Annotated in this window: 16 protein-coding genes and 2 tRNA genes; 4 read left to right on the forward strand and 14 right to left on the reverse strand. The window is 70.4% G+C overall.

The annotated features are described in order from the left end of the window. The first annotated feature begins 52 nt into the window (after window positions 1–52). Window positions 53–847 carry an SDR family oxidoreductase gene (locus Q7W82_RS12050; protein ID WP_242161327.1) on the forward strand — a complete coding sequence of 265 codons (795 nt, stop codon included), beginning with the start codon at window positions 53–55 and terminating at the stop codon, window positions 845–847. A 172-nt stretch (window positions 848–1,019) separates the two neighbouring features. Here Q7W82_RS12050 and Q7W82_RS12055 read toward each other — a convergent pair. The 9 genes from Q7W82_RS12055 to Q7W82_RS12095 form a co-directional block, all read right to left on the reverse strand. Further along, window positions 1,020–1,096, reverse strand: a tRNA-Arg gene (locus Q7W82_RS12055). A 171-nt stretch (window positions 1,097–1,267) separates the two neighbouring features. Continuing rightward, window positions 1,268–1,344 (reverse strand) — tRNA-Arg (locus tag Q7W82_RS12060). Between the two features lie 62 nt (window positions 1,345–1,406). Further along, on the reverse strand, window positions 1,407–2,273 hold the full coding sequence (locus Q7W82_RS12065; protein WP_242161328.1) for an alpha/beta fold hydrolase: 867 nt from the start codon (window positions 2,271–2,273) through the stop codon (window positions 1,407–1,409). Further along, window positions 2,270–3,079 (reverse strand): bifunctional hydroxymethylpyrimidine kinase/phosphomethylpyrimidine kinase, encoded by an 810-nt coding sequence (thiD, locus tag Q7W82_RS12070; RefSeq protein WP_242161329.1) that lies wholly within the window; start codon window positions 3,077–3,079, stop codon window positions 2,270–2,272. Before thiD ends, Q7W82_RS12065 begins: the two co-directional genes overlap by 4 nt. A gap of 47 nt (window positions 3,080–3,126) precedes the next feature. Then, a complete protein-coding gene (locus Q7W82_RS12075; RefSeq protein WP_160946578.1) occupies window positions 3,127–3,795 on the reverse strand; it encodes a YoaK family protein in 669 nt (222 codons plus the stop codon). A gap of 87 nt (window positions 3,796–3,882) precedes the next feature. Further along, window positions 3,883–4,359: a hypothetical protein gene (locus Q7W82_RS12080; protein WP_242161364.1), complete on the reverse strand. Its 477-nt coding sequence runs from the start codon at window positions 4,357–4,359 to the stop codon at window positions 3,883–3,885. A gap of 14 nt (window positions 4,360–4,373) precedes the next feature. Further along, a complete protein-coding gene (locus tag Q7W82_RS12085) occupies window positions 4,374–5,774 on the reverse strand; it encodes a PhoH family protein (RefSeq protein ID WP_160946580.1) in 1,401 nt (466 codons plus the stop codon). An 82-nt stretch (window positions 5,775–5,856) separates the two neighbouring features. Beyond that, a complete protein-coding gene (locus Q7W82_RS12090; RefSeq protein ID WP_242161330.1) occupies window positions 5,857–6,336 on the reverse strand; it encodes a peroxiredoxin in 480 nt (159 codons plus the stop codon). A gap of 65 nt (window positions 6,337–6,401) precedes the next feature. After that, window positions 6,402–6,977, reverse strand: a complete 576-nt coding sequence (locus tag Q7W82_RS12095) for a glycine cleavage system protein R (protein ID WP_087943489.1) — start codon at window positions 6,975–6,977, stop codon at window positions 6,402–6,404. Between the two features lie 166 nt (window positions 6,978–7,143). Between Q7W82_RS12095 and dapA the strand changes: the two genes are divergently transcribed. Both dapA and Q7W82_RS12105 read left to right on the forward strand, forming a co-directional pair. Then, on the forward strand, window positions 7,144–8,052 hold the full coding sequence (gene dapA, locus Q7W82_RS12100) for a 4-hydroxy-tetrahydrodipicolinate synthase (protein ID WP_242161331.1): 909 nt from the start codon (window positions 7,144–7,146) through the stop codon (window positions 8,050–8,052). Between the two features lie 17 nt (window positions 8,053–8,069). Further along, complete coding sequence (locus Q7W82_RS12105) at window positions 8,070–8,594, forward strand: hypothetical protein (RefSeq protein WP_242161332.1); 525 nt, start codon at window positions 8,070–8,072, stop codon at window positions 8,592–8,594. Window positions 8,595–9,007: 413 nt separating this feature from the next. Here the strand turns inward: Q7W82_RS12105 and fdxA are convergent, their stop codons facing one another. From fdxA to Q7W82_RS12130, 5 genes are all read right to left on the reverse strand, one after another. Then, on the reverse strand, window positions 9,008–9,331 hold the full coding sequence (fdxA, locus tag Q7W82_RS12110) for a ferredoxin FdxA (protein WP_017909525.1): 324 nt from the start codon (window positions 9,329–9,331) through the stop codon (window positions 9,008–9,010). Window positions 9,332–9,429: 98 nt separating this feature from the next. Further along, a complete protein-coding gene (locus Q7W82_RS12115) occupies window positions 9,430–10,326 on the reverse strand; it encodes a 2-dehydro-3-deoxygalactonokinase (protein WP_242161333.1) in 897 nt (298 codons plus the stop codon). Beyond that, window positions 10,323–11,246, reverse strand: coding sequence for an SMP-30/gluconolactonase/LRE family protein (locus Q7W82_RS12120; protein ID WP_242161334.1), 924 nt, complete (start codon window positions 11,244–11,246; stop codon window positions 10,323–10,325). The genes Q7W82_RS12115 and Q7W82_RS12120 overlap by 4 nt, the downstream gene beginning before the upstream one ends. 4 nt (window positions 11,247–11,250) lie before the next feature. Continuing rightward, entirely contained in the window at window positions 11,251–12,402 is a 1,152-nt protein-coding gene (dgoD, locus tag Q7W82_RS12125; RefSeq protein ID WP_160946586.1) for a galactonate dehydratase, read from the reverse strand. Further along, window positions 12,399–13,019: a 2-dehydro-3-deoxy-6-phosphogalactonate aldolase gene (locus Q7W82_RS12130; RefSeq protein ID WP_242161335.1), complete on the reverse strand. Its 621-nt coding sequence runs from the start codon at window positions 13,017–13,019 to the stop codon at window positions 12,399–12,401. Before Q7W82_RS12130 ends, dgoD begins: the two co-directional genes overlap by 4 nt. 278 nt (window positions 13,020–13,297) lie before the next feature. Between Q7W82_RS12130 and Q7W82_RS12135 the strand changes: the two genes are divergently transcribed. After that, on the forward strand, window positions 13,298–14,260 hold the full coding sequence (locus tag Q7W82_RS12135; RefSeq protein WP_160946588.1) for a LysR substrate-binding domain-containing protein: 963 nt from the start codon (window positions 13,298–13,300) through the stop codon (window positions 14,258–14,260). Window positions 14,261–14,277: the final 17 nt, after the last annotated feature.

Here is a 14,277-nt window from a genome sequence, read left to right on the forward strand (position 1 = left end):
CAGGGGCGCCGAAGCGGATCCTCACCTTCAACCCTCATGCACGGAGACAGCCATGAAGATCGATCTATCCGGGAAAACCGCCCTCGTCACCGGCTCCACTGCCGGCATCGGCTTCGGGATCGCCAAGGGGCTGGCCGCGGCGGGCGCCGAGGTGGCGCTGAACGGCCGCGACGAGGCCCGCACCCAGGCGGCGGTTGCCGCACTCAAGCGCGATGTCCCCGCTGCCAGCGTGCGCGCCGTGGTGGGCGACGTGGCGACCGCAGCCGGCTGCGATGCGATCGTCGCGGCGCTTCCTGCGGTCGATATCCTGGTCAACAACGCCGGCATCTTCGGGATGCAGGATTTCTTCGACACGCCCGACGCGGAGTGGGAGCGCTTCCTGGCGGTGAACGTGATGTCCGGCGTGCGCCTGTCGCGCGCGTACCTGCCGGCGATGGCGGACAAGGGCTGGGGACGCGTGCTGTTCGTCTCGTCGGAGTCCGGACTCAATATCCCGGTCGAAATGATCCACTACGGGGTCACCAAGACCGCTGATCTCGCCCTGGCGCGCGGATTGGCCAAGCGCATGGCTGGTACCGGCGTCACCGTGAATGCCATCCTGCCGGGGCCGACGCTGACCGAGGGCGTCGCCGCCATGCTGGCCGAGCAGGTGGAGCAGTCCGGCAAGCCGCTGGAAGAGGTTGCCGCCGATTTCGTGAAGGCGCATCGCGCCAGCTCGATCATCCGCCGCGCCGCCACCGTGGAGGAGGTCGCCAATCTCTGCGTCTACGTCGCCTCGCCGCAGGCATCCGCCACCACTGGTGCGGCGCTGCGCGTCGACGGTGGCGTGGTGGACACCATCGCCTGAGCCGGTCGGCGGCCTCGGCGTTCGCGCAGGCGAGGGCGAGGCGGTGTGCAAGGTGCGTCGCGTTCTGGAGCGCGTCGGTGGTGCGGACGCCCGTGTCCTGCGCGCGGCGTGCAAATCGCCCAAGCGCAGGCAAAAAAAACGACAAGCGCTGGCTTGTCGTTTTTGATCTGACTGGTGCGCCCGGAGAGATTCGAACTCCCGACCGCCTGGTTCGTAGCCAGGTACTCTATCCAACTGAGCTACGGGCGCGTTGTCAGGCGCGGGATTATTCACGAGTTGCGGCGATTCGTCTACACCTGCGTGTCGTCGGCATGACCAATCGCGAGCGAATGCGCTGCCGCAACCTGTCCCGATGCGATCGCATCGCCGCGACAGGGCAAAAAAAAACGACAAGCGGTGGCTTGTCGTTTTTCATCTGACTGGTGCGCCCGGAGAGATTCGAACTCCCGACCGCCTGGTTCGTAGCCAGGTACTCTATCCAACTGAGCTACGGGCGCGTCGTCAGGAGCGGAATTATGCGGGACTCGATCTGGCCCGTCAATGCTCTTTCCGAAAAATTTCACCAGCCCTCTGTCAGCAGCGCCGCGGCCACCGCCGCGGGGCGCTTCATCCAGGCGAAATGGTCGGCGGCCGTGCTCAGCTGCGTGGCGTCCAGGCAGCGGATCTGCGGTGCCGGCGTGGCCAGTTTGTCCAGCAGGCCGCGCAGCGAGGATTCCGGCGCCAGCCAGTCGTCCTGCAGCACCACGCCGCGCACCGGCAGCGTCAGGTGCGCCAGGCGTGCGTCCAGATCGGTCGCCAGGCCGGCCGCGGCGTAGCGGCCGCTCCGGCCCACGCGCGCCCAGTCGGCGATCAGGCCGCGCGCTTCGGTGCCGCCGAAGCCGAGACGGCGGCCGTGCAGCACGCCTTGCCGCTGCGCCAGCCACGGCAGCAGGCGGTATGCCAGCGGCAGCAGATAGCCGCGCGGCGCGGGGAAACGGCGCCAGTACGGCGTGCCGCTGGCCACCAGCCACAACGCGGCGAAGGCCTGCGGCTGCAGGCCGGCGTAGCAACAGGCGAGCTGTCCGCCCAGGCTGTGGCCGCCGACGAGCAGCGGCGTCGTGATGCCGGCTCCGGCGATCGCCGCCTGGCTGGCGGGCAGGTCCAGTTGCAGCAGCGCGCGATACCCCCAGTCGCATTGCCGCGACGGCCGCAGCGTGCTGCTGCCGTTGCCGCGCCATTCGTGCAGGAACACGGCGACACCGTGCGCGGCCAACACGTCGGCAAACGGCAGGTAGTGACGCGCGGCCACGCCCAGCGCCGGCAGCCACAGCAGCGCCTGCCGCGGCGCGTCGGGCACGCGCGCCAGCAAGGTCCAGCGATGGCCGTCGGCCGCGGCGACGGGCAGGGCGTGCTCGGCGATTGGCGAGCCGATGGGTACGGCGCTCATGGGCCGCGCGCCGCGCCGAAGTGATCCAGTACCGCCACGTCGCCGCGGCCGGGGCGGTAGCTGCCGTGCAGCGCGCGCGCCACGTAGTCGATCGCCGCTTCGCAGGCGGCCGGCAAGGCCAGGCCCTGGCACAGTTGCGCGGCGATCGCCGCGGCCAGGGTGCAGCCGGTGCCGTGTGCCTCCAGCGGCAGCCGTGCATGGCTGAACTCGCTGCGGCTGACGCCGTCGTCGTAGCGGTCGATCACCCGCTGGCCTTCCTGCAGGTGGCCGCCCTTCAACAACACCGCCTGCGCGCCGGCCGCGAGCAGCGCGGCGGTGGCGTGCTCGGCGGCGTCGGCGTTGTCGATCGGGCGGCCGAGCAGCAATTGCGCTTCCGGCACGTTCGGCGTCACCAGCGTGGCCAGCGGCAACAGACGGCTGCGCAGCGCGTCCAGGGCGTCGTCCTGCAACAGCTTGGCGCCGCTGGTGGCCACCATCACCGGGTCCAGCACCACCCACGGCGGGCGGTACTCCTCCAGTGCATCGGCGACCAGGTGGATCACCTCGGCGTTGGCGAGCATGCCGAGTTTGACCGCGGCGATGTCGAAGTCGGCGAAGCAGGCGTCGATCTGCGCGCGCAGGAATGGCAGCGGCGGCACGTGCACCGCGGTGACGCCGCGGGTGTGCTGCGCGGTCAGCGCGGCGGCCGCCGCCAGCCCGTGCACGCGGTGCGCGGCGAAGGTCTTGAGATCGGCCTGGATGCCGGCGCCGCCGCCGGAATCGGTGCCGGCGATGCTCAGCGCGGAGACGACGGTGGGTTCGCTCATGCGCCGATTGTGCAGGGCTGGCGCGGCTTATGCACTCGGCCGCGCGTTCAGCGCTCGCGGCTGCGGTAGTGCGCCTGCAGCGCGTACAGGATGCCGACCGTGCCGGTCAGCAGGGCGGGGCCGAGCAGTGCGTCGAAGCCGACCTGTCGGTAGGCCCAGGCGCCGAGCACGCCGCCGCACAGGAAGCCGCCGATGATCAGCAGGCTCAGGCGGATGCGCCGGCGCGGCAGCGGCAGGCCGCGCAGCGCCTGGCCGATACCGATGCCCAGGTCGGTGAACATGCCGGTGAGGTGGGTGGTGCGCACCACCGCGCCGCTGTAGATGGTGGTGGTGGCGTTCTGCAGGCCGCAGGCGATCGCGGCGAGCACGGCGCCGGCGAGCTGCTGCTGCTTGAACGCCTGCATCGCCGCCAGCAGCAACAGCGCCTCCAGCGCCAGCGCCACGCCGTAGCGGCGGCCCAGGCGCAGGCGGCTGTCCTGCACGATGAAGCCGCCCAGCATCGAGCCGCCGAGGAAGGCCAGGACCACGCCGACCAGCTGTGCGATCGCGCGCGCGTCGCCGTCGGCCAGCGCCGCGCCGAGCAGGGTGGTGGTGCCGGTGAGGTGGGTGACCGCCTGGTGCTCGAAGCCGAGATAGCCGACCACGTTGACCATGCCGGCGACGGCGGCGAGCGCGCCGGCGAACGCCCAGGCCCAGCGTGGCAATTCCAGGTTCATGCCGCGCGCCGTGCAGCCGTGGCGGCGCGGCGGCCGCGGTGTGCGGCGGCGCCAGCGCGCCGCCACTGGCGCCTGCCCGCGGCCATCTCAGCGTGCGCCGTTGACCGCGATCTCGGAGAAGCCGGCGCTGGCCGGATCGTAGACCGCGCCCCAGAAGCGGCCACCGCCGCCGCAGGCGCGAACCGCATCGACCGTGGGATCGCGCTCGCTGGTGTCGTCCGGCGCGAAGGCATTGATGTAGATCGCCTGCTTGCCGCGGTACAGGATGCCGACGTACTGGCGATCGGACGCGGTGGGGTCGGCGATCTGCGGCTGCAGTTGCGCCAGGTGCGCTTCCAGCTGCGCGATCTGTTCCGGGGTCGGGATCCAGTAGCCGGTGACTGCGCCATCCTGGCGCGCCGGGCTGTCGCGCGAGCAGGTGTCCAGCACCTGCGCGGCGGTGCTGTTGCGCGTGACGATCCACGACTGCCCGGCCTTGACTGCGGTCGGCACGGTGGCCGGCCCGCGCGCGGTGGCGCAGGCGCCGAGCAGGACCATGGCCAGCGCCGCGCCGGCCAGGCGCATGCCGGCCGCCGCGTTCACAGGACCTCCGAGGCGTAGTCGGCCAGGCGCGAACGCTCGCCGCGACGCAGGGTGATGTGCGCGCTGTGCGGCCAGGCCTTGAAGCGGTCCACCGCGTAGGTCAGGCCGGAGGTGGTCTCGGTCAGGTACGGGGTGTCGATCTGTTCGACGTTGCCCAGGCACACGATCTTGGTGCCGGGGCCGGCACGGGTGATCAGCGTCTTCATCTGCTTCGGGGTCAGGTTCTGCGCTTCGTCCAGGATCAGGTAGCGCGACAGGAAGGTGCGCCCGCGCATGAAGTTCATCGAGCGGATCTTGATGCGGCTGGCGAGCAGGTCATTGGTGGCCTGGCGGCCCCAGGTGCCGCCTTCCTGGGTGTGGGTGAGCACTTCCAGGTTGTCGGTGAGCGCGCCCATCCACGGCGTCATCTTCTCTTCCTCGGTGCCGGGCAGGAAGCCGATGTCCTCGCCGACGCTGACCGTGGCGCGGGTCATGATGATCTCGCGATAGCGCTGCTGGTCCATGGTCTGCGCCAGGCCCGCGGCCAGCGCGAGCAGGGTCTTGCCGGTGCCGGCGGTGCCGAGCAGGGTGACGAAGTCGATTTCCGGATCCATCAGCGCGTTGAGCGCGAAGTTCTGCTCGCGGTTGCGCGCGGCGATGCCCCACACCGCGTGCTGGCCGCTGCGGAAGTCGTCGACCAGCGCCAGGGTCGCCTTGCGCTCGGCGTTGACCTTGACCACGCGCAGTTCCACTTCGTCCTCGCCGGGCAGGTACAGGTACTGGTTCGGGTGCCAGTCCTCGTCGGCGGCCAGGGCGATCTCGTAGCAGGTGCGGCCCTTGTCGCTCCAGCTGCGCAGGTCCTGGTTGTGCTTCTGCCAGAAATCCTCGGGCAGTTCGATCGCGCCGGTGTAGAGCAGGCTGAAATCGTCGAGCGCGCGGTCGTTCTCGTAGTCCTCGGCGACCAGGCCGCTGATCGCGGCCTTGATCCGCAGGTTGATGTCCTTGGAGACCAGGATCACCGGGATGTCCGGGTGCTCCTCGCGCAGCGCCAGCACCGCGGCCAGGATCTTGTTGTCCGGCGCCACGGTGCCGAAGCTGCGCCCCGGCTCGACCGGGCGCACCTGGAAGTACAGCCGGCCGATGCTGCCGGTGCTCTTGAGCTGGATGCCCTGCGGGTGGCTGAGCGGAATGCCGGATTCGATCTGCTCGGCACCGGCGCCCTCGATCAGTTCGTTGAGAAAACGGCTGACCTGGCGCGCGTTGCGGCTGACTTCGGACATGCCCTTCTTGGCATTGTCCAGTTCCTCGATCACCTGCATCGGCAGGAACACGTCGTGTTCCTCGAACTTGAACAGCGCGGTCGGATCGTGCATCAGCACGTTGGTATCCAGCACGTAGATGCGCTTGCCTCGGGTCATCATGGATTCCTGAAAGAGGAGCAGGGACGAACCATCGCTGCCTGCGGGGCAGGGCGATGCGGGGTGCGGGAAACGGCAGTGGTCACTGCTTGGCGGCGGCCTGCAGCGCGTCGAGCACGGCCTGGGCGTGGCCGGGAACCTTGACCTTGCGCCAGCTGCGCAGCAGTTGGCCGGTCGGCGAGATCAGGAAGGTGCTGCGCTCGATGCCCAGCACCTGGCGGCCGTACATGTTCTTTTCCTTGATCACGTCGAAGGCGCGGCACAGCGCTTCGTCGGCGTCGCTGACCAGCGGGAAGCGGAAGCCCTGCTTGGCGCAGAAGTTGTCGTGCGACTTCACCGAGTCGCGCGACACGCCGAGCACGGTGGCGACGGCCTGTTCGAACTGCGGCAGCAGCGCATTGAACTCGATGCCCTCAGTGGTGCAGCCGGGCGTGCTGTCCTTCGGGTAGAAATACAGCACCAGCCAGCGGCCGGCGTAGTCGCCGAGCGTGGCGCTGGCGCCGCCGGACAGCGCCAGCGGCAAGGCCAGCGTGCTGCGGTCCAGGGTGTCGCCGTCCTTCATGGGGTCTCCTCCGCGTGCATCGCCATCATCTGCGTTCGATTGCGTCGGTGTCCAGCGCGGTGCACTCAGAACTTCATCGGGTCCATGATCGCGTCCAGGTTGAGGTGGTCGCAGAACTCGAGGAAGTCGTCGCGCAGGGCGGCGATGTGCATGTTCGCGGGCACCCCGATCGTCACCTGCGCCGAGAACATCTCCGCGCCGGTCTGCATGGCGCGGTAGCGCGTGCTCTGCAGGTTCTCGATGGTGATGCCCTGGCGGTCGAAGAAGTCGGCCAACTGGAACAGGATGCCCGGTTTGTCGGCGGCGATCACTTCGACGATGTACGGCAGCAGGTTTGACTGCGCCTGCTTGGCGCCGGTGCGGTACCAGACCAGCTTCATGCCTTCCTCGCGGTCGAGGCGGGTGAGCATGGCTTCCAGCTTGGCCACCGAGTCCCACGAGCCGGTCGCCAGCGCGGTCACCGACACGTCGCGGCCGACCGTGGCCAGGCGCGCATCGACGAGATTGCAGCCGCTGTCGGCGATGCGACGCGTCACCGGCAACAGCGGCGACTCCGGATGCGTCGTGTAGGCGTTGATCAGGAGGTGGTTTTCGGTCGGCGCGGGCCGGGGCGTGGTGTCGGTCAAAGGGGCTTCCGGCATTGCGTAAGGCTGAACGGCATCCGGGCGGTCGCCCGGCACGGTGTGCAGCATACTTGCCCGCGCTTTCGGGCCGCAAGTAACATGCGGGGCGACCCTGCCCCGCGTGCGGGGCCGATCCGTCCGCGCAACCTGCGCGGCCCTCATCTCCCAGCGAGCACCCGGCATCTTGTCCCTCTCCGGCATCATCACCGCCCTGGCCACGCCCTTTCAGGGCAATGGCGACCTCGACCTCGACGCCTGGCAGCGGCTGCTCAAACGCCAGCTCGACGGCGGCGTGCAGGGGCTGGTGGTGGCGGGATCGACCGGCGAGGCGGCCACGCTGCTGGACGAGGAATACGACCGCATCCTGCGCGAGGCAGTGCAGGCGATCGGCGGGCGCGTGCCGGTGCTGGCCGGCACCGGCCTGTCCGGTACCGCCAAGACCGTGGCGCTGACCCAGCGCGCCGCCGCCGGCGGCGCGCAGTACGCCCTGGTGGTGACGCCGCCATACGTGCGCCCGACTCAGGCCGGGCTGATCGCGCACTACACCCAGGTCGCCGAGCAGGGCGGCCTGCCGGTGCTGCTGTACAACGTGCCCGGCCGCACCGGCTGCGACCTGCTGCCGGAGACCGTGGCGCAACTGGCGCAGCATCCGAATATCGTCGGCATCAAGGAAGCCGTGAGCGACCCGCAGCGCATCGCCGCGCTGGCGGCCTTGCGCAGCGACCAGTTCGCGGTGTTCAGCGGCGACGATGGCAGCGCTGCGCAGGCGATGCTGGCCGGCTTCGACGGGCTGATCTCAGTGGCCTCCAATGCCTTGCCGCGTGCCTACCGGCGCCTGTGCGACCTGGCGCGCGCGCGCCAGGCCGAACCGGCGCAGACCTGGGACGCGCGGCTGCAGCCGTTCCATGCGTTCTGCGGCATCGAATCCAACCCGATCCCGGTGAAGGCGCTGCTGCAGCGCGCCGGGATCGGCCAGGGCCTGCGGCTGCCGCTGCTGCCGCTGTCCGCGGCGCACCATGCCACGGCCGACCGACTTGCCGCCGACGCTGCCGCGTTGGAAGACCTATCCAGCCGCGAAACGCTCGCGGCCTGACCCCAGGAGATTGATTGATGCGTGCTTCCGTTCCCTACGTCCGCGTGCTGTCGGCCGCCGTGCTGGCGACCACCATGGTCGCGGCCACCAGCGGTTGCAGCTGGTTCCACAAGGGCAAGCCGCGCGGCGACTATGCGCTGGCGCCCGAGATGCGCCCGCTGGAAGTGCCGCCGGATCTGACCACGCCCGATACCTCGGCGGCGATGAAGGTGCCGGCGCTGGCTTCGGCGCAGCGTCCTGCCGCGCCGGCCGGGCAGGCGCCGGCGGCGTCGAACAGCGGCTTCGTGGTGCCGGGCGCGCGCGACCAGGTGTTCGGCCAGGTCGGCGACGCGCTGGGTGCCATTCCCGGCGTGACCATCGCCAGCCGCGCGCAGTTGCTCGGCTCCTACGACGTGGCCTACGAAGGTAGCAACTTCCTGATCCGCGTGGTGGCGGTGGATGCCGGCGTCTACGTTTCGGCGGTGGATCCGCGCGGCCTGCCGGCCACCGGCGATGCGCCGGTCAAGCTGATCGCGGCGCTGAAGGCCAAGCTGGGTCATTGATCCGGTACGGGTCCGGCGCATGCGCCGGGCTGCCATGCGATTCGCATGCGAAACGGGCGCCTTTGGTGCCCGTTTTATTTGGAGCAGGTGCGGTTTTGGCCGCGACCGCCGTACCGGCGCTTGTGTCGCGGCTGAAGCCGCTCCTACGACTATGCGATGGCGGTAAAGGCTGGCGTGCAAGTCTTGGCGGTTGATCTGCGCGGTGTGCTAGCGGCAACGGGCGGTCGCGTTGATCGCGCAGTAAAGGCCGAGCTGCGCACCGATGCGACGTTGGTGTCGCTTCCGCCGCTTGAAACGCAAAACGGACGCCCTGGGGCGCCCGTTTTGTCTTCTGTAGGAGCGACTTCAGCCGCGACCGCGTGTATCCGGCACATCCATCGCGGCTGAAGCGGCTTCTGCGCCGCCGCGCGCAGTTACTTCTGCAGCAGCGGCAGCTTGTTCGGCTTGCCGTCCCACTCGGCGGCGTCGGGCAGCGGTTCCTGGCGCGTGGTCAGCACCGGCCAGGCCTTGGCCAGTTCCGCGTTGAGCGCGACGAAGCCTTCCTGGCCGGCCGGCACGTCGTCTTCGGGATAGATGGCGTTGGCCGGGCACTCCGGCTCGCACAGGGTGCAGTCGATGCACTCGTCCGGATCGATCACCAGGAAGTTCGGGCCGGCGTGGAAGCAATCCACGGGGCACACTTCCACGCAGTCGGTGTATTTGCACTTGATGCAGTTTTCGGTGACGACGAAAGGCATGGCGGGATCCGGCGATTAACCCGGTAATTCTAATGCAAAGCGGCGCTCGCCGCCGTGTGTGCGGGGCAGCCGGGCAGGAGCCGGGCGACGCGCGCGCCTCAGCCGGTCAGGCCGCCGTGCTGCTGCGCCAGCCGATACAGGCCGCGCGCGGCCAGATCCTCCGGGTGGGTGCGCACGCCGCTTCCGAGCGCGGCCAGCGCATGCGCATAGCGCGCCAGCAGGCCGCTGCCGCCGACCAGGTGCACCACCGGCGGCAAGGCGCGCGCGCGCAACTCGTGGCCGATCAGCAGGCCGGACAGGTAGGACGGTGCCGCGGCACCGCTCAGTCGCTCGAACAGGCCCAGGCTGCGCACGCCGAACAGATGGTGCAGCAAGCCGCCGGGGTCGCCGCTGCGCTGCACGCCCGCATCGAACGCGGCCGCATCGAAGGCGCCGTCGTCGGCGTCCATCAGCCGCGCCAGCAGGCTGTGCGTGCGCAGTAGTGCGTACAGTTCGCCGGTCATCATCGTCGCCACCGAGGCGATGCGCCCATCCTGCAGGGTCACCCACTTGCTGTGGGTGCCGGGCAGGCAGACGTGGTGGGCCTCGGCCGTCGGCGGTTCCCGCGCGAGCAACGCGAGCAGGCCGATCAACTGGGTCTCCTCGCCGCGCATCACGTCCGGCACGGCGTCGGCGTCGCTGGCCACGCCGGGCACGAACCACAGCGTGCGGCCGGGCAGGGCCGGATCCTGCAGCGGCTGCATCGCCGCGGCCAGCGCGGCGGCGTCGGCCGGGCAGGGCGCGTACGGCAGTTCGATCCAGCCGTTGCGGCTGCCGATCATCCCGCACAGGACGACGTCGCCGTCCCAGCCGTCGATCAAGGCGGCCAGGGTCTCGGCGAAGCGGCCCTGGCAGGCGGCGATGCCCTGGTCGCTGCGGCGCTGGTCGCGGATGCCGCCGTCGGCGTCGAGCCGATAGCCGCGCAGGCTGCTGGTGCCCCAATCGACGACGATCATGCGCTGGCGATGCGTCCTTCGGGCAGGCCGGCGATGCCGACCGCGGCCACGAACACGCCGCCGGCCTGCGGCGTGCGCGCCAGTTCGTCCTCGCTGTGGTCCTGCCGCGAGGTGCTCAAATACAGGGTGCCGCCGTCGGCGCCGCCGAGGGTGGGGCAGGTGGGATGCTTGACCGGCAGGGCGACGCTGCGCTCGACGCTGCCGTCGGGGCGATAGCGCACCACGCGCCAGGCGCGCCACTGCGCGTTCCACAGGTGACCTTCGGCATCGACGATGGCGCCGTCCGGTTCGGCACCGGGGTGATCCAGTTCGGCGAACACGCGGCTGTTGGCGGTGTGCGCGCTGTCCGGGTCGTAGTCGCAGCACAGGATGCGCGGCTGCACCGAATCGCAGTAGTACAGGGTGCGGCCGTCGGCGCTGAAGCAGATCGCGTTGGGAATGGCCACGCCCGGCAACGGCAGGCGGCGCAGGCCGTGGCGCGCCGACCATTGGTAGAAGCTGCCGACCGGCGCCTGGTCCGCGCGCTCGCTCATGGTGCCGAACACGAAGTTGCCGTGGCGGTCGGCGCGGCCGTCGTTGCTGCGGGTGTCGTCGCGCTCCGGTTCCACGTCCGCCAGGTGCTGCAGCGGCAGCGCGCCGTCGGCCTCGGCGGCGGCATCCGGATCGGCGGCGTACACGCCCTTGGCCAGCGCCAGCAGCAGGCGGCCGTCGTCGAACAGGCCCAGGCAGCCGGGGCGGTCGGGCAGGTCCCAATGACGGCTGACGTTGCTGGCGGGATCGTGGCGCCACAGGCGGCGGCCGCTGATGTCGACCCAGAACAGCACGCCGCGGCGCTCGCACCACAGCATGCCTTCGCCATGCTCGCAGCGGCTGTCCACCGCCAGGGTGGCGGTGTGGCGGGGCGCGGCGGAAACGTTCATCGGCTCACCACTCGGCGATGCTGCCGTCGGCGTGACGCCAGATGGGGTTGTGCCAGTCGGGTGGGTTGGCGTTGGCATGGCGCAGGCGCTCCTCGTCGATTTCCACGCCCAGGCCCGGTTTGGGAAGGGCGGCAATGCTGCCGCCATTGTCGCAGGCGAAGTCGTCCTTGTTGAGCACGTAGTCGAGCAGGTCGGCGCCTTCGTTGTAGTGGATGCCGATGCTCTGTTCCTGCAGCACCGCGTTGTGCGAGACGAAGTCCACCTGCAGGCAGGCGGCAAGCGCCACCGGGCCGAGCGGGCAATGCGGCGCCAGGCCGACTTCGTAGGCCTCGGCCATGCTGGCGATCTTCAGGCATTCGGTGATGCCGCCGGCGTGCGAGAGGTCCGGCTGCAGCAGCGACAGGCCGCCGGCCTGCAGCACCGGCTTGAAGTCGAAGCGCGAGAACATGCGCTCGCCGGCCGCCAGCGGGATCGGCGTGGACGCGGCCAGCCGCGGGTAGTACTCGGCCTGCTCGGGCAGCACCGGCTCCTCGACGAACAGCGGCTTGAACGGCTCCAGCTCGCGCAGCAGCACGCGCGCCATCGGCGCGGCGACGCGGCCGTGGAAGTCGATGCCGAAGTCGATGGCGGTGCCGAACGCCTCGCGGATCTGCGCCACCTTGGCCACCGCCGCATCCACCGCGCGCGGGCCGTCGATCAGCTTCATTTCCTCGGTGCCGTTGAACTTGAAGGTGTCGAAGCCGAGGTCGCGGTAGCCCTGGATCTGCGCGATGGTCGCCGCGGGGCGGTCGCCGCCGACCCAGCGGTAGGTCTTCATGCGATCGCGCACGCGCCCGCCGAGCAGTTCGTACACCGGCACGCCCAATGCCTTGCCCTTGATGTCCCACAGCGCCTGGTCGATGCCGGCGATGGCGCTCATCAGGATCGGGCCGCCGCGGTAGAAGCCGCCGCGGTAGAGCATCTGCCAGATGTCGTTGATCCGCGCCGGATCCTTGCCGATCAGGCTCTCGCCGAGTTCGCGCACCGCGGCCTCGACGCTGCGCGCGCGGCCTTCGATGACCGGCTCGCCCCAGCCGGTGATGCCTTCGTCGGTCTCGACCTTCAGGAACAGCCAGCGCGGCGCGGCGTGGTAGGTGGTGAGGCGGACGATCTTCATGCGCGGTCCAGATAGGCGAGACGGAAGGCGGCGGCATGCGCCTGGGTCTGTGTCAGCGGCTGGCCGGGGCGGTACAGCTCGCCGCCGATGCCGGCGCCGATCGCGCCGGCGCCCAGGTAATCGTGCAGGGTCTCGGTGTTGACGCCGCCGACCACGAACAGCGGCACCTGCGCCGGCAGCACCGCGCGCAGGGCGCGCACGTGGCCCGGGCCGTAGGTGGCGGCGGGGAACAGCTTGAGCATCTGCGCACCGGCGTCCAGCGCGTCGAACGCCTCGGTGGCGGTGGCGAAGCCGGCCACCACCTGCAGGCCGCGCGCCACCGCGTGGCGGATCACCGGCGGGCGCGTGTTGGGGGTGACGATGAAGCGCGCGCCCAGATCGGCCAGCGCGTCGACGTCGCCGATCTGCAGCACGGTGCCGCCGCCGATCCAGCAGCGCTGCCCGAACGCCTGCGCGGCCGGGCCGATGCTGTCGGCCCAGCGCGGCGAATTGAGCGGGATCTCGATCGCGTCGTAGCCGGCATCGGCCAGCGCCCCGACGTGCGCCAGCGCGTCCTCCGGGGTGAGGCCGCGCAGGATCGCGATCAGCGGGAGTCGGAACGGGGAAGCGGCGGACATCGGGGTACCTGACGGAAGCGGCGGTGAAGAAGGCGCGCGGTCAGCGCGGTGCCGCGGTGGGGCCGGTCGGCAAGGCCGCGGTCCGCGCCCGCTGCATCGGCGCTGGCGCGAACCCGGCTGAATCGGCCTGCCTGCGCGAGCGGGGGCGGCGGCGACGCCAGCAGGGGGCGCGATGGGCAGTAGCCTGCGCGCGTGAGCTATGCTCTGCAAATGAAATTTTAGGCATATTCTATTCCGCCGCCGAATACGCGGCGCCGCCCTCAGGATGCCTGCCCACGATGAATGCCTCCGCCAATCCCTGGTTCAACGCCGCGCGCCTGAAGACCCGGCACCTGTTGCTGCTGCTGCAGTTGCACGAGCACCGCTCGGTGTTGCGCGCGGCCGAGGCGGCCAGCATGACCCAGCCGGCGGCGTCCAAGCTGCTGGCGGAAATGGAGGACCTGCTGGGGGTGAAGCTGTTCGAGCGCCATGCGCGCGGGGTCGAGCCGACCTGGTACGGGCAGGTGCTGATCCGCCGCGCGCGCGCGGCGATGTCGGAGATCGGCCGCGCCCAGGAAGAGATCGCGGCGCTGTGCGAAGGGCGCATGGGCCAGGTCTCGATCGGGACCGTGGTCAATCCGGGCACCAACCTGGTGCCGCAGGCGATCGCCGAGGTCAAGCGCGAGTTCCCCGGCATCCTGGTGCGGGTGGAGATGGACTACAGCCGGCCGCTGGTGGCCAAACTGCTCGACGGCCAGCTCGACATCGTTATCGGACGCATCCTCGGCCCCTACGGCGCCGAGGCGCTGGAGTTCGAGCCGCTGGCCGACGAGCCGCATTCGGTGATCGCCCGCGCCGGGCACCCGCTGTCCACCCGCGCCGACCTGCGCCATGCCGACCTGGCGCGCTACGGCTGGGTGCTGCCGCCGGCCGACAGCGTGCTGCGTGCGCGGCTGGACGCGATGTTCCTGGAGCACGCGGTGCCGGCGCCGCAGAACGTCATCGAGACCTCGTCGCTGCCGGTGATGACCAGCCTGCTGCGCGGCAGCGACCTGCTGGCCGCGCTCCCGGCCGAGGCGGTGGCGCCGTACGTGCAGGCCAAGCTGCTGACGGTGTTGCCGATCGCGCTGGGCGTGCGCATGGAATCGTTCGGCATCGTGCGCCGTCGCGACTATCTGTTGCCGCCCGGTGCCGAACGGGTATTGCTGGCATTGCGCAACGCCGCCAAGCGGCTGTACCCCGAGCGGGCGGCAGGCCTCTGAACGGCGCCGTTGCAGGC

It is taken from the genome of Xanthomonas indica, from assembly GCF_040529045.1.
GTDB lineage: Bacteria > Pseudomonadota > Gammaproteobacteria > Xanthomonadales > Xanthomonadaceae > Xanthomonas_A > Xanthomonas_A indica.